The sequence below is a fragment of the Pseudomonas sp. 58(2021) genome, from assembly GCF_017491585.1.
In the GTDB taxonomy this organism is placed as follows: Bacteria; Pseudomonadota; Gammaproteobacteria; order Pseudomonadales; family Pseudomonadaceae; genus Aquipseudomonas; species Aquipseudomonas fluorescens_BT.
Map to the genome: position 1 here is coordinate 1 of NZ_JAFGYZ010000034.1, position 21,383 is coordinate 21,383.

General features: G+C 61.7%; 16 protein-coding genes. 9 read left to right on the forward strand and 7 right to left on the reverse strand.

Going from position 1 to position 21,383, the window contains the following annotated elements:
• Both J5M72_RS27255 and rlmKL read right to left on the reverse strand, forming a co-directional pair.
• Nucleotides 1-2,362, reverse strand: a 2,362-nt coding sequence (locus tag J5M72_RS27255; protein ID WP_207868012.1) for a diguanylate cyclase, incomplete at its 3' end; no start/stop codon positions are given.
• Between the two features lie 144 nt (nucleotides 2,363-2,506).
• A complete protein-coding gene (gene rlmKL, locus J5M72_RS27260) occupies nucleotides 2,507-4,777 on the reverse strand; it encodes a bifunctional 23S rRNA (guanine(2069)-N(7))-methyltransferase RlmK/23S rRNA (guanine(2445)-N(2))-methyltransferase RlmL (protein WP_207868014.1) in 2,271 nt (756 codons plus the stop codon).
• Between the two features lie 530 nt (nucleotides 4,778-5,307).
• Here rlmKL and J5M72_RS27265 point away from each other — a divergent pair.
• Nucleotides 5,308-5,523, forward strand: coding sequence for a ribosome modulation factor (locus J5M72_RS27265; RefSeq protein WP_003223300.1), 216 nt, complete (start codon nucleotides 5,308-5,310; stop codon nucleotides 5,521-5,523).
• A 138-nt stretch (nucleotides 5,524-5,661) separates the two neighbouring features.
• On the opposite strand, the gene J5M72_RS27270 is transcribed toward J5M72_RS27265, so the two are convergent.
• Nucleotides 5,662-6,681 carry a quinone-dependent dihydroorotate dehydrogenase gene (locus tag J5M72_RS27270; protein WP_169429567.1) on the reverse strand — a complete coding sequence of 340 codons (1,020 nt, stop codon included), beginning with the start codon at nucleotides 6,679-6,681 and terminating at the stop codon, nucleotides 5,662-5,664.
• A gap of 222 nt (nucleotides 6,682-6,903) precedes the next feature.
• On the opposite strand from J5M72_RS27270, the gene J5M72_RS27275 reads away from it, so the two are divergent.
• From J5M72_RS27275 to cobA, 8 genes are all read left to right on the forward strand, one after another.
• Nucleotides 6,904-8,115, forward strand: a complete 1,212-nt coding sequence (locus tag J5M72_RS27275; RefSeq protein ID WP_207868016.1) for a CmpA/NrtA family ABC transporter substrate-binding protein — start codon at nucleotides 6,904-6,906, stop codon at nucleotides 8,113-8,115.
• A gap of 15 nt (nucleotides 8,116-8,130) precedes the next feature.
• On the forward strand, nucleotides 8,131-8,706 hold the full coding sequence (locus tag J5M72_RS27280) for an ANTAR domain-containing protein (protein ID WP_007916390.1): 576 nt from the start codon (nucleotides 8,131-8,133) through the stop codon (nucleotides 8,704-8,706).
• A 220-nt stretch (nucleotides 8,707-8,926) separates the two neighbouring features.
• Nucleotides 8,927-10,138 carry a nitrate/nitrite transporter gene (locus tag J5M72_RS27285; protein ID WP_169429565.1) on the forward strand — a complete coding sequence of 404 codons (1,212 nt, stop codon included), beginning with the start codon at nucleotides 8,927-8,929 and terminating at the stop codon, nucleotides 10,136-10,138.
• A 7-nt stretch (nucleotides 10,139-10,145) separates the two neighbouring features.
• Nucleotides 10,146-11,816: a bifunctional protein-serine/threonine kinase/phosphatase gene (locus J5M72_RS27290; RefSeq protein WP_207868019.1), complete on the forward strand. Its 1,671-nt coding sequence runs from the start codon at nucleotides 10,146-10,148 to the stop codon at nucleotides 11,814-11,816.
• Between the two features lie 308 nt (nucleotides 11,817-12,124).
• Nucleotides 12,125-14,593 (forward strand): nitrite reductase large subunit NirB, encoded by a 2,469-nt coding sequence (gene nirB, locus J5M72_RS27295; RefSeq protein ID WP_169429563.1) that lies wholly within the window; start codon nucleotides 12,125-12,127, stop codon nucleotides 14,591-14,593.
• Entirely contained in the window at nucleotides 14,590-14,907 is a 318-nt protein-coding gene (gene nirD / locus J5M72_RS27300) for a nitrite reductase small subunit NirD (protein WP_007951992.1), read from the forward strand. The genes nirB and nirD overlap by 4 nt, the downstream gene beginning before the upstream one ends.
• Nucleotides 14,907-17,621, forward strand: coding sequence for a nitrate reductase (locus tag J5M72_RS27305; RefSeq protein WP_207868021.1), 2,715 nt, complete (start codon nucleotides 14,907-14,909; stop codon nucleotides 17,619-17,621). Before nirD ends, J5M72_RS27305 begins: the two co-directional genes overlap by 1 nt.
• Nucleotides 17,622-17,634: 13 nt before the next feature.
• Entirely contained in the window at nucleotides 17,635-18,387 is a 753-nt protein-coding gene (gene cobA, locus J5M72_RS27310) for a uroporphyrinogen-III C-methyltransferase (RefSeq protein WP_169429561.1), read from the forward strand.
• Between the two features lie 74 nt (nucleotides 18,388-18,461).
• On the opposite strand, the gene J5M72_RS27315 is transcribed toward cobA, so the two are convergent.
• From J5M72_RS27315 to J5M72_RS27330, 4 genes are all read right to left on the reverse strand, one after another.
• Complete coding sequence (locus J5M72_RS27315; protein ID WP_085711904.1) at nucleotides 18,462-19,511, reverse strand: OmpA family protein; 1,050 nt, start codon at nucleotides 19,509-19,511, stop codon at nucleotides 18,462-18,464.
• A gap of 107 nt (nucleotides 19,512-19,618) precedes the next feature.
• Nucleotides 19,619-20,209, reverse strand: coding sequence for an RNA polymerase sigma factor SigX (gene sigX, locus J5M72_RS27320; RefSeq protein ID WP_011333251.1), 591 nt, complete (start codon nucleotides 20,207-20,209; stop codon nucleotides 19,619-19,621).
• Nucleotides 20,210-20,299: 90 nt separating this feature from the next.
• Nucleotides 20,300-21,124: a mechanosensitive ion channel domain-containing protein gene (locus tag J5M72_RS27325; RefSeq protein ID WP_065259736.1), complete on the reverse strand. Its 825-nt coding sequence runs from the start codon at nucleotides 21,122-21,124 to the stop codon at nucleotides 20,300-20,302.
• Between the two features lie 2 nt (nucleotides 21,125-21,126).
• On the reverse strand, nucleotides 21,127-21,375 hold the full coding sequence (locus J5M72_RS27330; protein ID WP_085700244.1) for a CrfX protein: 249 nt from the start codon (nucleotides 21,373-21,375) through the stop codon (nucleotides 21,127-21,129).
• Nucleotides 21,376-21,383: the final 8 nt, after the last annotated feature.

A 21,383-nucleotide genomic window follows, 5' to 3' on the forward strand; every position in this document is an offset into this window, starting at 1 on the left:
GATCCCGCCCGCCCTGCTTCGCCGCATAAACCCCTGAATCCGCCCGCAACAACAGCGAATCAGCGCCCTCCCCCGGCCGCCAGCTGGCAATCCCGAAACTCGCCGTTACCACACCGACCACATCCACCGGCGCCCCGCGCAGGCCTTGCCACAACTCCACGGCCAGCATGTACGCATGATCACCGTCGATGTCCGGGCACAGCACCATGAACTCTTCACCGCCCAAGCGACAGAACACGTCGGTACGCCGCAGCCGATGGCCGATGCGCTCGCACACCGCCTGTAACACCCGGTCGCCGACTGCATGGCCGTACTGATCGTTGATCCGTTTGAAATGATCGATATCGAGCATGATCACCGACAGTTCGCCACCTCCACGCTCGACCCGGGCCATTTCGGTCGTCAGACGTTCCTGGAAATAGCGCCGGTTGTGGATGCCGGTCAGTGAATCAGTCACCGACAGTGCGCGCAGTTCTTCCTCCACGCGCTTCAGGTCGGAGATGTCCGAGATGTAGCCATGCCAGAGCACGCCACCGCCCGGCAGTTCCTCCGGGGTCGCTTCGCCGCGCACCCAGCGCAGGCCGCGCTCGGGCAATTGCACGCGGTACTCCTCGCGCCACGGGCTGAGGTTATCCGCCGAGGCACGGATCGACTTGCGCACGCGGCTGACATCCTGCGGATGAATCCGGGTAAAGATGGATTCGGCATTGAGCAGCAGCACGTCAGGTTCCAGCTCGTAGATCTCGCGGATGCCCTCGCTGGCGTAGATCACGCTGAAGCTCCCGTCGAATTCCATCTTGAACTGATAGATGCCTCCGGGAACGTGAGCACTGAGTTTCTTCAACAGCAGGTCCCGCGCCGCCAGCGCTTCGTGTACGCGCTTGCGTTCGGTGATGTCGATGCAGATCGCCAGGTGCCCGACCCACAGCCCCTGCTCGTCCAGGACTGGGGTGGCCAGCATGTTCACCGGCAGATGACTGCCATCCTTGCGCACCAGCGTCCACTCGCGCGCCTCATGCCCGCCGACTTCGCCGCCCTCCACCAGCATCGCCTGGCAGGTCGGGATGGCCTTGCCATAGCGGGCGCTCAGCTCCGCCGCACGGGTGACCAGCTCCCGGGGGAAATGCAGGTTTTCCAGCGTCATGTGGCCGATGACCTCGGCGCTGCCGTAGCCCAGCATCTGCTCCGCACCGGGATTGAATGTGTTGATTACACCGCGCAGGTCGGTGGCGATGATCGCCACTTGCGTCGCCGCGTTAAGCACCCCGCGCAACTGGCCATGGGTGCCCCGCAGTTCCTGCTCGCGCTCATGCAGCTCCTGAGTGCGCAACTCGACCATGCGCAAGGCCCGCTGACGCTGACTGACCAGCACATACAGCAGCGCACTGAGCAGCAGACTGAGCAAGCCACCCAGAATGACCACACTGCCGACCGACGAATGGTTAGCCTGCAAAAAAGCCTCGCTGGGCGAGATATCGACCTGATAGTCATGGTCGGCCATGCGCACCAGCCGCGTGGTCGACAGATCGCTGGGCGCCGGATCATTGGTCGACTCGAACAGCACCTCATGCTGGTCGTTGGTGGACAGATCGAGGATGCGCACCGAAAGGTAGTCATGAGGGGGATCCGGCAAACCGTCCGCCAGCAGCTGACGCATGCTGATGACGGCCATCACGTAGCCGTATGATCTGGGCTCGCCTTCGCGCAGCACCGGCGCCACCAACAATACGCCGCGGGCGTAAGCCGGCTCGATACCCACCAGATGCATTGGCTGCGACACTGCCAGGCCGCGAAGCTGGTCGGCGCGCTCCAGAGTGGTGCGGCGCAACGGTTGTGCCAGCAGGTCGTAACCCAACGGCGAGCCGAGCCGGCTCTGGGTCTGGCTGTACAACACCACCACGTATTCATCCCGGGCCGCGGCCAGTTGCAGCTCGCCGCGGGCATTGAGTTCGCGCACGCTGAAGGTGCTCAGGCCTTCGTCACGCACCCGCTGCTCGAACGCGGCGCGCTCGGCACCGCTCACCCGCAAGGCGAACGAATAGGCCTGGGTGCGCAGCAATAAAGGATGGGTGTAGCCGTCGAATTCGGCGCGGGACACCGATTCAGAGTTGGCGAAGAACCGGCGCAGGCCGTCGAGGCGTTGCTCCTGATCCTGAAAACGTTCTTCGATGCGGCTGTAGCGCTCATTGGCCAGCAATTGAAAACGCTGGCGCAACTGGCTGTGAAACTGATTGAGGGTGGCCCAGGCCAGCAGCCCCGTGAGAATCCCGCCGGCGAGCAATACCAGCAGCGCGACCAGCCAGGCCGAGACTTCTTCGCTGATGAAACCCAGGATCTTTGGGCGCACGGGGTGCAACGACATATGGGCCACTCACTACGCCAGTACTAGCGGGATAACCCCGTTGGCCGTGAGTGAGTTATAGCTATTAGCCACTAATTTGGCTAGCTCTGATGGGATCCAAGAGCCTTAAAAATCAAGGCTCTGTGGATCCAACTGCTCAGAGTGTCAACGGGCCGTGATTTTCCAGGCGCGGTGGATCTTGCCGTTGCGGGCGAAATCCGGGTCGATGGTGCTGGCGGTGATTTCCTCGACCGCGTAGCGCTCGGCCAGGTTGTCTTCCAGCTGGAACTTGCGGAAGTTGTTGGAGAAGTACAACACCCCGCCGCTGGCCAGGCGGGCCATGGCCAGGTCGATCAGTTGCACCTGGTCACGCTGCACGTCGAAGATCCCTTCCATGCGCTTGGAGTTGGAGAAGGTCGGCGGATCGATGAAGATCAGGTCGTACTCTTCCCGGCAGTTCTCCAGCCACGCCATCACATCGCCCTGCTCCAGACGGTTCTTGTCGGAGAAGCCATTGAGCGACAGGTTGCGGCGCGCCCAGTCGAGGTAGGTTTTCGACAAGTCGACACTGGTGGTGCTGCGCGCGCCGCCCTTGGCTGCGTGCACACTGGCGGTCGCGGTGTAGCAGAACAGGTTGAGGAAGCGCTTGCCGGCGGCCTCTTTCTGAATCCGCATGCGCATCGGCCGGTGATCGAGGAACAGCCCGGTGTCGAGGTAGTCGGTGAGGTTGACCAGCAACTTCACGCCACCCTCGGTCACTTCATTGAATTTGCCTTGGGCAGCCTGACGCTCGTACTGCTTGGTGCCGCTCTGCCGCTCGCGGCGCTTGACCACCACGCGGCTTTTGTCGATGTTCAGCGCCTGCGGAATGGCCGCCAGGGCGTCGAACATGCGGATCGAGGCTTTTTCCGGGTCGATCGACTTCGGCGCGGCGTATTCCTGGACGTGCACCCAGTCGTGATAGAGGTCGATGGCCATGGCGTATTCCGGCATGTCCGCATCGTAGACGCGGTAGCAGTCGATGCCTTCGCGCTTGACCCACTTGCCCATCGCCTTGAGATTCTTCTGCAGGCGGTTGGCAAACATCTGCCCGCCTTCGCTCAGGCGCGGCTGCTCGATCACAGGCGCCGGGGCCGGCGTCGGTTTGATCGGGTTGCCGTTCTTGTTGAACTTGCGCTCTTGCGGCTCGTTCGGCGTCTGATCGTAAGCGGCTTGCTCGCGCTCGGCCTGACGTTGCTCCGGGGTACGACGCTCGCCGGTGACGAACTGGTCCGGCAGCACTTTGATCAACAGCAGCTTGCATGGCAGCGCGCCGTTCCAGAACGAATACTGTTTGTGGCTGCGGATACCCATGCGCTTGCCCAGGTCCGGCGCGCCGGTGAACACCGCCGCTTCCCAGTTCAGGCAGGCCTGACGCAGACGCTCGCCAAGGTTCTGGTAGAGGTACAACAGGCTGGCTTCATCGCCCAGACGCTCGCCGTACGGCGGGTTGCAGATGACCAGGCCTTTCTGGTTCTGGTCCGGGCGCGGTTCGAAGGTGGCGACTTCGCCCTGATAGATCTTGATCCATTCGCTCAGGCCGGCGCGCTCGACGTTGTTGCGGCCCGGCTGAATCAGCCGTGGGTCGGCTTCATAACCACGGATCCACAGCGGCGGCTTGGCCAGACCGGCGGCGGCGCGTTCGACGGCTTCTTCATGCAGTTTTTTCCACAGCGCCGGTACGTGACCGAGCCAGGCGGTGAAGCCCCACTGTTCGCGACGCAGGTTCGGCGCCATGTCGGCGGCGATCATGCCGGCTTCGACCAGGAACGTGCCGACACCGCACATCGGGTCAGCCAGCGCCCCACCTTCGGCGGCAATGCGTGGCCAGCCGGAACGGATCAGGATCGCGGCCGCGAGGTTTTCCTTCAGCGGCGCAGCGCCCTGCTGCAAGCGATAACCGCGCTGGTGCAGGCTGTGACCGGAGAGGTCGAGGGACAGAATCGCTTCGCCGCGATCCAGGCGCAGATGAATGCGCAGGTCCGGGTTGAGCTTGTCGATGCTTGGACGGTCGCCCTGCGGGGTGCGCAGCTTGTCGACGATGGCGTCCTTGACCTTCAAGGCGCCGAAGTGGGTGTTGTCGATGCCCGAACCATGGCCGCTGAATTCCACGGCCAGGGTACCGTCGGCCAGCATGTGATCCTGCCAGTCGACGTCGAGTACGCCGTGGTACAGGTCTTCGGCGTCTTTCATCGGGAAGCGTTTGAGCACCAGCAGCACCCGGTTGGCCAGACGCGACCAGAGGCACAGGCGATAAGCGGTTTCCATGGTCGCCATGCCACGCACGGCGGAAGTGTGCTCGCGAGCTTCTTCAAGGCCAAGCCCGACGGCTTCCTCGATGAGCAGGCCTTCAAGGCCTTTGGGGCAAGTGAGGAAGAGTTCGAAACGGTCGGACATGGTTTTTCCAGAGCCTTTGGCTGATGAACCGGCAACGCATTGCCGATCCGGTTTTCAATCAGGCGCTTTTCTACAAGAGCGCCCGCGTGGCACGAAGGTGTGCCGTTCCATCCCCGCTGCTCGGGTTAAAAGAGCTTAGATGCCGGGACAGATAAAAAAGTTGATGCAACAAAATGACTCAAAGCAACCCTTCGTCGAATAGTACCCCAGAGTAAACGTGGGTCATTCTCACTAAAGGATTAACCTCATCATCCAGCGCGGGGCCGATCATACCGGGGTTTGGCCAACGAACACTGGATAAATACGCGGTTACTTATGGCAATAGCATCTTTTTCGTTACGTCCTTATGACAAAACGGTCATTCCATCGATGTGACTCATTGGTTAGAACTGGACACAGGTTGACGTCGCAACGGCGTCAACACCTTGGCTCGCCACGCCGGCAGCGAGCCGCCAACGGCAGAGTTTTTCTGCCAGACCTCAATTGAGGTCGACGCGACAAAAACAGTCAACAAGTGAGGGAAACACCCTATGAGAAGACTTAAGCGTGATCCGTTGGAAAGAGCATTTTTGCGCGGATATCAATATGGCGTTGGTGGCAAATCCCGTGAGCTTTGCCCATTTACTCTACCGTCGGTACGTCAAGCCTGGATCAACGGCTGGCGAGAAGGACGCGGCGACAACTGGGACGGTATGACCGGCACTGCGGGAATCCACAGACTCAACGAACTTCACGCCGTCGGCTGACACAGGGCACTTATTGCGACACGACAATCTGATTTCGTAACAACCTGATCACCATGCACGTCCTTCCCGGACGGCGGGCTACGGCCCAGGGGCTCCTTCGAGGAGCCCTTTTTTATGCCTGCCTTTCATGTCCGCCGATCAGCGCTTGGCGGCGATGGCGTCCACGGATTCGCGGATCAGCGCCGGGCCCTTGTAGATGAAGCCGGAGTAGATCTGCACCAGACTCGCGCCAGCAGCGATCTTCTCGGCCGCATGCTTGCCTTCGGTGATACCGCCCGCCGCGATGATCGGCAGTTTGCCACCCAGCTCGGACGCCAGCACTTTCACGGTGTGGGTGCTCTTTTCACGCACCGGCGCGCCGGACAGACCGCCCGCCTCGTCGCCGTGTTCCATGCCTTCGACGCCCACGCGGCTGAGGGTGGTGTTGGTGGCGATCACCGCGTCCATCCCGGTTTCGATCAGCGCCTGGGCGACTTGCGCGGTTTCTTCGTCGGTCATGTCCGGCGCGATCTTGATCGCCAGTGGTACATGTTTGCCGTGACGCAGGGCCAGTTCGGCGCGGCGCGTAGCCAGGTCCGCCAGCAATTGCTTGAGCGAATCGCCGAATTGCAGGCTGCGCAGGCCCGGGGTGTTCGGCGAGCTGACGTTGACCGTGACGTAGCTGGCGTGGGCGTAGACCTTGTCCAGGCAGATCAGGTAGTCATCCACCGCGCGCTCGACCGGGGTGTCGAAGTTCTTGCCGATGTTGATCCCCAGCACGCCCTTGTATTTGGCCGCCGCCACCCGCGCCAGCAGGTTATCCACACCGAGGTTGTTGAAACCCATGCGGTTGATGATCGCCTCGGCTTCCGGCAGGCGAAAAATCCGTGGTTTCGGGTTGCCCGGCTGCGGACGCGGGGTCACGGTGCCGATTTCGACAAAACCGAACCCCAGCTGGGCGAAGCCGTCGATGGCCGCGCCGTTCTTGTCCAGACCGGCCGCCAGACCCACAGGATTCGGGAACTGCAGGCCCATGACAGTCACCGGCAGCGACGCCGGCGCCTTGCACAGCAAGCCGTTGAGGCCCAAACGCCCGCCCGCGCCGATCAGATCCAGCGACAGATCGTGGGAGGTTTCCGGGGAAAGTTTGAACAACAGCTGACGGGCCAGGGTGTACATGGGCGGCTATGACTCGGGCGGCGAAAAGAGGCGGCGATTATAGCCGGGCATCGTCCCGCCGCGCGAGGCGCACGGGTAAATCGGTGCGCATGGCATATGCCTTGCACCTTCCTCGGCATCAGCCTGCAGGCCAATGGTGGCGTGCAGGCAAGGACAATGGCGTCGTCTCTCGGTTTTGCGCGGGCAAAGCCTGGGACGGCGTTTTTTTTGAGGGTGGCTTTCATGACTCAAACCTCCGCCGGGCCGCTGGCCTGGGTCAACGGCAGCGATGCCCCGGAAAAAAGCGCGATCAACCTGGGCTTCATGGCCCTGAGCGACTGCGCCTCGCTGGTGGTCGCGGCCACCCAGGGCTTTGCCCAGCCTTACGGCCTGACCCTGAACCTCAAGCGCCAGAGTTCCTGGGCCAACCTGCGGCACAATCTGGTCAGCGGCGAACTCGATGCCGCCCACAGCCTCTACGGCCTGATCTACGCGGTGCATCTGGGCATCGGCGGCGTCGCGCCGACCGACATGGCGGTGCTGATGGGCCTGAACCAGAACGGTCAGAGCCTCAACCTGTCCCACGGTTTGCAGGGCCTGGGCGTGACCGGTCCTGAAGCGTTGCACCACCATGTGCACCAAACCCGCGCAAAACTGACCTTCGCCCAGACCTTTCCGACCGGCACCCATGCCATGTGGCTGTATTACTGGCTGGCGAGCCAGGGCATTCATCCGTTGCAGGATGTCGACAGCGTGGTCGTGCCGCCGCCACAAATGGTTGCGCACCTGCAGGCCGGTCGCATCGACGGTTTCTGCGTCGGCGAGCCGTGGGCCGCCAGCGCCGTGCAACAGAATCTCGGCTTCACGCTGGCCACCAGCCAGACCATCTGGCCCGATCACCCGGAAAAAGTTCTCGGCTGCACCCGCGCCTTCGTCGAGCAATACCCCAACACCGCCCGCGCGCTGGTGATGGCGATCCTCGAAGCCAGCCGTTTCATCGAAGAGAGCCCGGAAAACCGCCGCAGCACCGCCCAGTTGCTGAGCGCAGCGGAATACCTCGACGCCCCGGTGTCCTGCATCGAACCGCGCTTTCTCGGCGACTACGACGACGGCCTGGGCAATCGCTGGCAGGACCCGCACGCCCTGCGCTTTCATGGCGATGGCGCGGTAAACCTGCCTTACCTGTCGGACGGCATGTGGTTCATGACCCAGTTCCGCCGCTGGGGTTTGCTGCGCGATGACCCGGATTACCTCGCCGTCGCCCGGCAGGTGCAACAACTGGAGATCTATCGCGACGCGGCGACTGCCGTGGGCGTCGCGGCCTGGGGCAAAGACATGCGCAGCAGCCAGTTGATCGACGGCAAGATCTGGGACGGCAGCGATCCGGCCGCCTATGCCCGGAGCTTCAAGCTCCACGCGCTGAGCGACAGCGCGCCCCTTCTCGCCCAGCGCTGACAGGAGACCGCGAACATGCTGCGCATTCTGCTGATCAACGACACCGCGAAAAAAGTCGGGCGCCTGAAAGCCGCGCTGACCGAGGCCGGTTTCGAGGTGATCGACGAGTCGGGCCTGACCATCGACCTGCCGGCGCGCGTCGAAACGGTGCGTCCGGACGTGATCCTGATCGATACCGAGTCACCGAGCCGCGATGTGATGGAACAAGTGGTGCTGGTCAGCCGCGACCAGCCCCGGCCGATCGTGATGTTCACCGACGAGCACGACCCCGGCGTGATGCGTCAGGCGATCAAGTCCGGGGTCAGTGCCTACATCGTCGAGGGCATTCACGCACAACGCCTGCAGCCGATTCTCGACGTGGCCATGGCCCGTTTCGAGAGCGATCAGGCCTTGCGCGCCCAGCTTCAGGCCCGCGACCAGCAACTGGCCGAACGCAAGCGCATCGAACTGGCCAAGGGGTTGCTGATGAAAATGAAGGATTGCAACGAAGAAGAGGCCTACACCCTGATGCGCCGCCAGGCCATGAGCCGCCAGCAGAAACTGATCCAGGTCGCCGAACAGATCATCGCGATGAGCGAGTTGCTTGGCTGAGCTGGCACAAATCTCGCTAAGCAATCCCTACAGGTAACCAACGGCGGTTGCCCCACCCACGACAAAGACGTCGCTCACCTTCTTCGCCCCTTTCGGCGATCCGGGTAGCGGCGTTTTTGCGTTTTGGCCCCATTGACCGGGGCCGGTGGTGCGGCCGTGGCGGCGCCCCACTGTGCTGGTTCTGATTCCTTCCCGAGATTCTCTACCGCTGAGGTGCGCGATGAATAAAAGCTTCTGGAAATCCGGCCACACCCCGACCCTGTTCGCGGCCTTCCTGTATTTCGATCTGAGTTTCATGGTCTGGTACCTGCTCGGCCCTCTGGCGGTACAAATCGCCGCTGACCTGCACCTGACCACCCAACAACGCGGCCTCGTGGTGGCCACGCCGATTCTGGCCGGCGCCGCGCTGCGCTTTGCGATGGGCATGCTTGCCGATCGCCTGTCGCCGAAAACCGCCGGGCTGATCGGCCAGGTGATCGTGATCTGCGCGCTGTTCGGCGCCTGGAAACTCGGCATCCACAGTTACGAGCAAGCCTTGTTGCTTGGCCTGTTCCTCGGCATGGCCGGCGCTTCATTCGCCGTGGCGCTGCCGCTGGCCTCGCAGTGGTATCCGCCGGAGCATCAGGGCAAGGCGATGGGCATTGCCGGCGCCGGCAACTCCGGCACCGTATTCGCGGCGCTGATCGCCCCGGTACTGGCAGCGGCGTTCGGCTGGAGCAACGTGTTCGGTTTCGCCCTGATTCCGCTGATCCTGACCCTGGTACTGTTTGCCTGGCTGGCGAAAAACGCGCCGGAGCGGCCAAAGGCCAAATCCATGGCTGACTACTTCAAAGCTCTGGGCGACCGCGACAGTTGGTGGTTCATGTTTTTCTACAGCGTCACCTTCGGCGGTTTCATCGGCCTGGCCAGCGCCCTGCCCGGTTACTTCAACGATCAATACGGCCTGAGCCCGGTCACCGCCGGTTACTACACAGCCGCCTGCGTGTTCGGTGGCAGCCTGATGCGACCGCTGGGCGGCGCGCTGGCTGACCGTTTCGGCGGGATTCGCACCTTGCTGGCGATGTACACGGTGGCGGCGGTCTGCATCGCAGCGGTCGGATTCAACCTGCCCAGTTCCTACGCGGCGCTGGCGCTTTTCGTCTGCACCATGCTCGGTCTTGGCGCGGGTAACGGCGCGGTGTTCCAACTGGTGCCACAGCGCTTTCGCCGGGAGATCGGCGTGATGACCGGGCTGATCGGCATGGCCGGCGGCATCGGCGGTTTTGCTTTGGCGGCGGGCATGGGCGCGATCAAACAGAGCACCGGCAGCTATCAACTGGCGCTGTGGTTGTTCGCCAGCCTTGGCGTTTTGGCGTGGTTCGGCCTGCATGGGGTCAAACGTCGCTGGAGAACCACCTGGGGTTCGGCGGCCGTGACCGCCGCCCGGGTCTGAGGCCCGCATGGCACTGCGACTGAGCTTCGCTGAAGCCAGCGCCACCGGCCCCCGCGCGGAGAATCAGGACGCCTTGCGCCTGGTCACTCCGGCCCCGGCGCTGGCCGCCAGCAAGGGTTTCCTGTTCGCCATCGCCGACGGCGTCAGCCAGTGCGCCGATGGCGGTCTGGCTGCGCGCTCGACCTTGCAGGCGTTGGCGCTGGACTACTACGCCACCCCGCAGACCTGGAGCGTGGCCCAGGCGCTGGATCGCCTGTTGCTCGCGCAAAATCGCTGGTTGCAAGCCAATGGCGGTGGCCAGCCGTTGCTCACCACCGTCAGCGCGCTGGTCCTGCGCGGCAGGCGCTTCACGCTGGCGCATGTGGGGGATTGCCGGGTCTATCGCTGGCATGCCGACACCCTCCAGCGCATCACCGAGGATCACGTCTGGGAACAACCGGGCATGCAGCACGTGCTCAAGCGCGCACTGGGGCTGGATCAGCATCTGGTGCTGGACTTTCTCGACGGCGAACTGCGTGAAGGCGAAAGCTTCGTGCTGCTCAGCGACGGTGTCTGGGCCGCGCTCGGCGACACGGCCATCGCCGGGATCCTGCGTGATCAACCGGATCTGCACAGTGCGGCACAAACGCTGGTCAACGCCGCGCATCTGGCCGGCGCCCAGGACAACGCCAGTGCCTTGCTGGTGCGGGTGGATGCCGTGGGGGAAGCGAGCATCGGCGATGCGCTGATTCAGTTGCAGCAATGGCCGCTGCCCCCGACGCTCAAACCGGGTCAGACCTTCGAGGGCTGGCAGGTGCAAGGCATCGTCGGCCAAAGCCAGCAATCGTTGCTGTATCGCGTCCTCGATGGCCAAGGCCAGGCGTGGCTGTTGAAGACCTTGCCCTCACGGCTGGCGGACGATACCCACGCAGGTCAGGCACTGCTGGCGGAGGAATGGTTTCTCAAACGCGTGGCCGGGCGACATTTCCCTGAAGTCCATAGCGCCAGTCAGCGTCAGCATTTGTACTACGTGATGCGTGAATATTCGGGAATCACCCTCGCGCAGTTGTTCGAGCGAGCCGGCCCACTACCGCTGGCTCAGTGGCAGGACCTGGCCGAACGCCTGTTGCGGGCCGTCGGCCTTCTGCATCGGCGGCAGATTCTGCACCGCGACATCAAACCGGAGAACCTGCTGCTGGGGGACGACGGCGAGTTGCGTTTGCTGGATTTCGGTCTGGCGTATTGCCCCGGTCTTTCGCAGGACACACCCTCGACGCTGCCGGGAACCCCGAGCTATATCGCACCGGAGTCCTTTCGAGGGGATGCGCCCGAGGCTCGTCAGGATCTGTATGCGGTGGGCGTAACCTTGTATTTCCTGCTCACCGGGCATTTTCCCTACGGAGAAGTCGAAGCCTTCCAGCGTCCGCGTTTCGGGCTGCCGGTGAGTGCGGCTCGTTATCGGCCGGATCTGCCGGAATGGCTGGCGCAGTGTCTGGAACGTGGTGTCTCGACTGACCCGCTGCAACGCTATGAAACCGCTGAAGAATGGCTGCTCACGCTGGAACAGGGTGAACGCCGCAGCCTGAATGTACGTCCTCGTCCCTTGCTCGAGCGGGAGCCGCTGAAGGTCTGGCGGACACTGGCGCTGCTGGCGCTACTGGGCAATCTGGTGCTGCTGTTTCTGTTGTTTCATGGCTGATCCGACGCTCCATTAGCGGGCAGACTGCTTCCATTCAGTGCAAAAACCACAATGAACATCTGGCCAATTCCAGTCCCACCCCAATGAATTCGTGTCTGAGCGCGAATTGGCACAACCACTGCATTAACGTTTCCAACTGACATAAAGCCCGACCTTCAACGACGAAGGCCAGGCTTCCCGAGAGAACGGGACAAGGACAAAGGCGTCCTCGCTAGGTAACTGGCGGGACGCCTTTTTTGTTTGCGCCATTTTGTCGAGCAAGGCCTGACTGCCCACAAGAGGCAAGCCCGATGCTCCCGGAGAACCTGATGAAAAAACTCAAACTGGTGATGATCGGCAACGGCATGGCCGGGGTCCGCACCCTGGAAGAACTGCTGAAACTGAGCAACGAGCTGTACGACATCACGGTCTTCGGCGCCGAACCGCACACCAACTACAACCGCATCCTGCTGTCGCCGGTGCTGGCCGGCGAACAGACCTTCGAAGAGATCGTGCTCAACGACCTCGACTGGTACCTGGAAAACGGCATCAAACTGCTGCTCAACCGCAAAGTGGTGGAGATCGACCGGGTCAAACGCCGTGTGATCGCCGAAGACGGCACCGAGGCCGAATACGATCGCTTGCTGATCGCCACCGGCTCGACCCCGTTCATTCTGCCGATCCCCGGCAACACCTTGCAGGGCGTGATCGGCTACCGCGACATCGCCGACACCCAGGCGATGATCGACACCGCCAAGACCCACAAGCACGCCGTGGTGATCGGCGGTGGCCTGCTCGGCCTCGAAGCGGCCAACGGCCTGATGCTGCGCGGCATGCACGTCACCGTGGTGCACCTGGGTGAATGGCTGCTGGAGCGGCAACTGGACAAGACCAGCGGCCAGCTCCTGCAAACCGCCCTCGAATCCCGCGGCCTGCACTTTCGCCTGTGCGAACAGACCCAGGCCCTGCACGACGCCGGCAACGGTCGCGTCGGCTCGGTGCAATTCAAGAACGGCGACATCATTCCTGCCGATCTGGTGGTCATGGCCGCTGGCATTCGCCCCAATACCGAACTCGCGGAAAAGGCCGGCATCCCGTGCAATCGCGGGATTCTGGTCAACGACACCCTGCAAACCTACGACCCGCGCATCTATGCCATCGGCGAATGCGCCAGCCATCGCGGCATCGCCTACGGCCTGGTCGCGCCGCTGTTCGAACAGGCCAAGGTCTGCGCCAACCACTTGGCGCAACTGGGTTTCGCCCGCTATCAGGGCTCGGTGACCTCGACCAAATTGAAGGTCACCGGCATCGACCTGTTTTCCGCCGGCGACTTCATGGGCGGCGAAGGCACCGAGACCATCACCCTCTCCGATCCGATCGGCGGGGTGTACAAAAAACTGGTGATCAAGGATGACGTGCTGGTCGGCGCCTGTCTGTACGGCGATACGGCGGATGGTGGTTGGTATTTCCGGCAGATTCGTGAGAATCACGACATTCGGCAGATCCGCGATCACCTGATGTTCGGCGGCTCTTCTTCTATGGAGCATGCTTTAGGCGATGTAGGACATCAGGGCCAGGACAAAGCCATGAGCATGGCCGACAACGCCGAAGTCTGCGGCTGCAACGGCGTGTGCAAGGGCACCATCGTCAAGGCGATTCAGGAACACGGCCTGTTCAGCGTCGACGAAGTGAAGAAACACACCAAGGCCGCCAGCTCCTGCGGCTCCTGCGCCGGGCTGGTCGAGCAGATCCTGATCAACACCGTCGGCGGCGCGGCGGACGTCAAACCGAAAAGCGAAAAAGCCATCTGCGGATGCAGCGACCTCAACCACGGCCAGATCCGCCAGGCCATTCGCGAACAGCATTTGCTGACCATCGCCGGCACCATGAGCTACCTCAACTGGCGCACCCCGAACGGTTGCGCCACTTGCCGCCCGGCGCTCAACTATTACCTGATTTCCACCTGGCCCGGCGAAGCCAAGGACGATCCACAGTCACGTCTGATCAACGAACGGGCCCACGCCAACATTCAGAAGGACGGCACCTATTCAGTGGTGCCACGGATGTGGGGCGGCGTGACCAACCCGTCGGAACTGCGGCGGATCGCCGACGTGGCGGACAAGTATCAGGTGCCGATGGTCAAGGTCACCGGCGGCCAGCGCATCGACCTGTTGGGGATCAAGAAGCAGGACCTGCCGGGGGTCTGGAAAGACCTCGACATGCCATCCGGCCACGCCTACGGCAAATCGATCCGAACCGTGAAAACCTGCGTCGGCAGCGAGTTCTGCCGCTTCGGCACGCAGAATTCGACCCAGTTGGGCATCGATCTTGAACATGACCTGTTCAACATGTGGTCGCCGCACAAAGTGAAGTTGGCGGTCTCCGGATGCCCACGCAACTGCTCGGAAGCGGGGATCAAGGACGTAGGCATCATCGGCGTCGATTCCGGCTGGGAGATGTACATCGGTGGCAACGGCGGGATCAAGACCGAAGTCGCCGAGTTCTTCGTCAAGCTCAAGACCGCCGAGGAAGTGCGCGAATACAACGGCGCGTTCCTGCAGCTGTACCGCGAGGAAGCCTTCTACCTCGAACGCACCGTGCACTACCTGCAACGGGTCGGCATGGAGCACATCAAGAAGGCCGTGCTGGAAGATCCCGAGCGCCGCAAGGCCCTGAACGAGCGCCTGCAATTCTCCCTGTCGTTCGAACAGGACCCTTGGAAAGAACGCCTCGCCCAACCGCAACTGAAGAAAGAATTCGACGTGATCCCCGTTAAAAACCTGGAGGTGCCGGCATGAACTGGCTCGATATCTGTGCCCTGGAAGAAATCAACGCCCTCGGTTCGCGGATCATCGCCGGGCCCAAAGGTGACATTGCGATCTTTCGCACAAGCGACGACGAAGTTTTCGCACTCGATGACCGCTGCCCGCACAAGGGCGGCCCGCTGTCCCAAGGCCTGATCTACGGCAAACGCGTGGCCTGCCCACTGCACAACTGGCAGATCGACCTGCAATCCGGCGAAGCCCAGGCGCCGGACGTCGGCTGCGCGCACCATCACCCGGCCCGTGTGGAAAACGGCCGTGTGCAACTGGCCCTGCGGGACGCCGTCTGATGAACCGCCAGACGACCGCCTCGACCTGCTGCTATTGCGGGGTCGGCTGCGGCGTGCTGATCGAGCATGACGGCGAGCGCATTCTCGGCGTCAGCGGCGATCCGGCGCATCCGGCCAACTTCGGCAAACTGTGTAGCAAAGGCTCAACCCTGCACCTGACCGGTGACCTCGCGGCCCGGGCGTTGTACCCGGAATTGCGCCTGGGCAAAGGCTTGGCGCGCAGTCGTTGCGACTGGGACACCGCGCTGGATCACGCCGCCAATGTGTTCGCCGACACCATCGCTAAACACGGCCCGGACAGCGTGGCGTTTTACATCTCCGGGCAGTTGCTGACCGAGGATTACTACGCGTTCAACAAACTGGCGCGGGCGCTGGTCGGCACCAATAACATCGATAGCAATTCGCGGTTGTGCATGTCTTCGGCGGTGGTTGGCTACAAGCGCAGCCTTGGTGCCGACGCACCACCGTGCAGCTATGAAGACCTGGAGCTGAGCGATTGCGTGATGATCGTCGGCAGTAACATGGCCTACGCCCATCCGGTACTGTTTCGCCGCCTCGAAGAGGCCAAATCCCGCCGCCCGCAGATGAAAGTCATCGTCATCGACCCTCGGCGCACCGACACTTGCGACCTCGCCGACCTGCATCTGGCGATTCTGCCGGGCACCGATGTCGCGTTGTTCCATGGGATTTTGCATCTGCTGTTGTGGGAAGACTGGATCGACCGCGACTTCATCAAGGCGCACACCGACGGGCTCGCCGAGCTGAAAAGCCTGGTGCGCGATTACACCCCGGCCATGGTTTCGCAGCTGTGCGGGATCAGTGTCGAGCAGCTGCAGCAATGCGCCGAATGGATCGGCACCGCGCCGAGTTTTCTGTCGCTGTGGTGCATGGGCCTGAACCAGTCAACCGCCGGCAGCGCGAAGAACAGCGCGCTGATCAATCTGCACCTGGCCACCGGGCAAATCGGTCGGCCAGGTGCGGGACCTTTCTCCCTGACCGGTCAGCCGAACGCCATGGGCGGGCGGGAAACCGGCAGCCTTTCCAACCTGTTGCCAGGCCATCGTGAAGTAACCAATCCAGAGCACCGCGCAGAAGTCGCGGCGTATTGGGGTGTGGATAAGCTGCCGGAAAACACCGGCCTCAGCGCCATCGAACTGTTCGAACAGGTGCGCAGCGGCCAGATCAAGGCGCTGTGGATTGCCTGCACCAACCCCGCACAATCGATGCCGGACCAGAACGCCGTCCGCGCGGCGCTGGAAGCCTGTCCGTTCGTGGTGTTGCAGGAGGCGTTTCGCACCACCGAAACCGCAACGTTTGCCGACCTGCTGTTGCCGGCAGCCAGTTGGGGCGAGAAAGAAGGCTCGGTGACCAACTCTGAGCGGCGGATTTCCCACGTCCGCAAAGCCATTGCCGCACCGGGTGAGGCGCGTCCGGACTGGGCGATCACCGTAGATTTCGCACAGCGCCTGGAGAAACGTCTGCGCCCGCAACAGCCGGGTCTGTTTGCTTTCGAGCAACCGGCGCAGTTGTTTGACGAGTACAAACAACTGACCCGGGGGCGCGATCTGGATCTATCGGGGATCAGCCATGGGTTGATTGATGAGCTGGGGCCACAGCAATGGCCCTTCCCCGCTGGCGCCCGCCAAGGTACAGCCCGGCTGTATGGCGACGGGATCTTTCCTACAGCGAACGGGCGGGCGCAGTTCGTTGCCGATCCCTATCGCGCCGCCAAGGAACAACGCGACGCACGTTTTCCCCTGACCCTGATCACCGGCCGACTGCGCGATCAATGGCACGGTATGAGCCGCACCGGCACGGCGGCGCAGTTGTTCGGTCATGTCAGCGAAGCAGTGTTGAGTCTGCATCCGGACGAATTGCGCCGTCATCGCTTGCAACCGGGGGATCTGGTGAGCCTGAAAAGTCGTCGTGGCGCAGTGGTCGTGGCGGTCGGCAGCGATGACAGCGTGCGTCCTGGTCAGGCGTTTCTGCCGATGCATTGGGGTGATCGTTTTCTCAAGGGCGGCGTGAACTGCCTGACGCTGCCCGCCTTCGACCCCCTGTCGAAACAACCTGAACTCAAGCACAGCGGGGTACGCCTGGAACCGGTGAATCTGCCCTGGCAACTGTTCGCACTGATCGAGGGGGATGTTCAGCGGCATTTTGAGGCGCTTCGTCCGCTGTGTGAGGCGTTTTCCTACGTCAGCCTCAGTCTGGTCGGTCGCGAGCGGCCGGCGCTGCTGATACGCACTGCCAGCGCCGCCGCACCCGATCCGCAATTGCTGCGCGAAATCGACCAGTGCCTGGCTCTGATCGACGGCCCGGTGCTGGCCTATGACGATCCGCGCCGGGCGATCGGCAAACGGGTACGCATCGAAAACGGGCGAATCACCGCGATCCGCCTCGCCGGCGAAACCCTTGCCCGACACTGGTTGCAAGGCCTGTGGCTGGAGGGCCGCGCAGACGAACAACTGCGGCGCTGGCTGCTGGCGCCAATGAGTGCGCCGCCGGGCAATGCCGGTGTGCAGAGCGTTGCCGACAAGACCCTGTGCAATTGCAAAAACGTCAGCCACAGCGCGGTCTGCGCCGGCATTCGAGAAGGTCTGGATCTGCAGGGTTTGAAAAACACACTGGGCTGCGGCACGCAATGTGGTTCCTGCGTCCCGGAAATCAAGCGTTTGCTGGCCGCCGAAACGCGGCCGGTCGCCGTCATCTGAAGAGGAAAACACCATGAACGCAAAAGTCTGGCTGGTGGGCGCAGGTCCTGGCGATCCTGAATTGCTGACGCTCAAAGCCGTACGTGCCTTGCGCGAAGCGGATGTGGTGCTGATCGACGATCTGGTCAACGACGCAGTGCTGGAACACTGCCCCGCCGCACGGATCATTCCAGTCGGCAAACGCGGCGGCTGTCGCTCGACGCCACAGGCGTTCATTCATCGGCTGATGCTGCGTTATGCGCGCCAGGGCAAATGCGTGGTGCGCCTCAAGGGCGGCGATCCCTGCATCTTCGGCCGTGGCGGCGAGGAAGCGCAGTGGCTGCGTGAGCGCGGGGTTGAAGTGGAGCTGGTCAATGGCATCACCGCCGGGCTGGCCGGGGCGACGCAGTGTGACATTCCGCTGACATTACGCGGCGTAGCGCGGGGGGTGACGCTGGTCACCGCGCACACTCAGGATGACAGTCAGGTGAACTGGCAGGCCCTGGCGCAGAGCGGCACGACGCTGGTGATCTACATGGGGGTGGCCAAGCTCAGCGAAATTCGTGAGCAGTTGCTGGCAGGCGGAATGGCGATGGAGACGCCGGTGGCGATGATCGAGAACGCATCCCTGCCACAACAACGTGAATGCCGGAGCGATCTGACGGGGATGGAGGAAGCAGCCTGCAGGTTCCAGCTCAAGAGCCCGGCCATTCTGGTGATTGGTGCAGTGGCGGCTTCTGCGGACCGATCCGGTTTGCTCGCCTGGCCCGCCAATCAGTCAGCCTGACCCTCTGGTTTTACCAAATCGCAGACAAAGAAAAGCCCGGCCTGAGCCGGGCTTTCCTCAAAGCAGCGAGCTAATTACTTAGCTTGAGCTTCAACCTGAGCTTCTACGCGACGGTTAACGGCGCGGCCAGCTTCGGTTTTGTTGTCAGCAACTGGACGGGTTTCGCCGTAGCCAATCGACTGAACGCGGGACGATTCAACACCGTACTGGTTAACCAGAACTTGCTTAACGGCGTTTGCACGACGCTCGGACAGTTTCTGGTTGTAAGCGTCAGGACCGACGGAGTCAGTGTGACCTTCAACAGTGGTGTGAGTCGATGGGTACTGCTTCATGAAGTCAGCCAGGTTCTTGATGTCAGCGTAGCTGTTTGGCTTGACGACCGACTTGTCGAAGTCGAACTTCACGTCCAGCTCTACACGAACAACTTCAGCAACTGCCGGGCAGCCATCAGCGTCAACAGTTACGTTGGCTGGGGTGTTCGGGCACTTGTCAACGTTGTCGCAAACGCCATCGTTGTCGCTGTCGGAGCAGACTTCAGCTGGTGCTGGAACTGGAGCAGCGGCAGGCTTGTTGCCGCCACCGAAGTTCACGCCCAGACCGATTACTGGAGCGTAGTTCCAGCGACCGTTGTCCAGTTTGTAGTCAGCGTCTACACCAGCACGGGCGTAGAAGTTTTCAGCGAAGTAGTACTTAACGCCAGCGCCAGCGTTCAGGTAGGTCGACTGGTCGCGACCGGTGTGGCCGTCAGCGGCTACGTTGGTCAGGCTGCCGTGCTTCACACCGCCAGCAACGTAAGGACGCAGAGCGTCACCAGCGTTGTTGAAGTGGTACTGAGCGATCAGGCCGAAGTTGTCGCCATCCAGCTTCTGGCTGCCAGTGCCGTCGTTCGAACGGGTGTGGTTGTTCTTGTCGTAGGTGAAGTTCAACGACACGTCGTCGGTCAAGAAGTAACCGATAGAGGCGCCTGGGTTGAAGCCGTCTTCGACATGGTTAACGCTGTCGTTGTACTGCTTCTTGTAGAACAGTTCGCCTTCAACTGCGCCTTGGCCTTGTGCCAGTGCGCCGAACGAAGTAGCGGCAATCAAAGAACCAATGGCCAAGCCCAAGGTGTTTTTCAGTTTCATCCGTTAAATCCCCATCTGGTGATTGTGAAGCAGTCCCGCAAACCGGGGGACAACTCGGCGGCAAGTCTATCAGAACTTGCCTACACGTAAGAGATATTTGCGCTGAACTAAGTTTCAGCAATGCCTGCAAATTTCTCACGCAATTTATCAAGAGCACGTTTGTACCGCATTTTTGTCGCACTCAAACCCATGTGCATGATGTCTGCGATCTCCTGAAATTCCAGCTCTGCGACAAAACGTAGCACCAGAATTTCACGGTCAATCGGGTTCACATACACCAGCCAGCGATCGAGTCCGCCCTTCTCCTCGGGTTTCGGCGCCTTTTCTTCGGACGCTTCCTCGAGGGGGTCAAGACTCAGTGCGTCCATCAAGCGACGCTTTCGCCGTTCCTTCCGATACTGTGTGATGCATTCGTTGTAGGTGATGCTATACAGCCACGTCTTGAACTTCGATTTGCCCTCGAAGTTCTTCAGGCCATACAGCACCTTCAACATCACTTCCTGACAGACATCGTCTGCGTCGCGATCGTTCCCAAGATATCGTGCACAGACGTTAAATAATGTCCGCTGGTAACGCCGCATCAGTTCTTCATAGGCGCGCGTCACGTGAAACAGCTCGGTATGCGAGCGCGCGACCAACTCCTCGTCAGAGAGCTCGCGGGGGTCGTAGCGCGTGGATAGCGTTTGGGCTTTATTCAAAACAAGTCGTGCCGACAGTCAGGTCAATGTCCACCGCTGCCAGCATCAGCTGGCATTTTGCGGCGGCATACATTAGCAGGGTTTGCCGGGTTAGCGGCTACTCACATGCTGTTCCAGCAGGATCCGATTGGAGAGAGAGACTAGCTCACCCTCATCGGTCAGCAATGTGGTTTTAACCGTGCCGATCTCTTCGATCTGACCTTCGACCTCGCCAACACGCACTTGTTGCCCAACCTGATACAACTCACGCACATAGATTCCCGCAAGAATCTGACCGGCAATTTCCCGGCTTCCCAGGCCCATGGCCAGCGCAACCGCCAGACCAACGGTAATCAATACGATGACGATCACATGGTTCAGCAGGTCGGTCTTGACCTCAAGCTGACTGATCGCGACCGAGATACTGATGATGATCACCAGGCCCTGGGCAATTCGCCCAAGTCCTGAAGCGTAGTCCAGTCCTACGCCTTCTGCCGCACCGCGCACCAGTCCGTTGGCCAGTTGCGCCAGCAATACACCCACCAGCAGCACCAGCGCGGCGCCGAAAACTTTTGGCACATACAGCGCCAACATGTCCAGCGTAGCTGAAACTCGCTCAAGTCCAAGGGATTCTGCCGCAGAAACCAGGAAAATCAGCAGAACAAACCAATAGACGATTTTTCCGATCAGGGTCGAGATCGGCACTTGCAGTCCCGCACGGGACATCAGTTTGGTCAGGCCGGTGCCGCCCATCAAGCGGTCGAGGCCGAGTTTGGCGAGCAGCTTGGACAGCAATGTGTCCAGCAACTTGGCCACCACGAAGCCCAACAGCAGCACCACCAGTGCGCCGAACAGGTTCGGGATGAAATTAGCGACTTTGGTCCACAACGCTGTCATTGCCGTGACGAGGCTCTGAGTCCAGAGATCAAGTTCCATATTCAATCAGCCTTATCAGCAGTGCGAGCGGTAGGTTTACGGAGACGGGAAACCGGCGCGACATGAGCCGAGCCGTTGTTCAGGGCGATCATCAGCGCAGGCAGCCAGCGGCCCAGCAGGCTGAACAGATCACCGGCGCCGACCTGGCGGTTGGCGGTTTTGAGTACGCGGCCCAGGCAGGCATCGTCGTCGCGGCCGGACGGCGAGGCGTTGAGCATGTCGCGCAAAGACTGTTCAAACGGATCGTGCATACGCACCT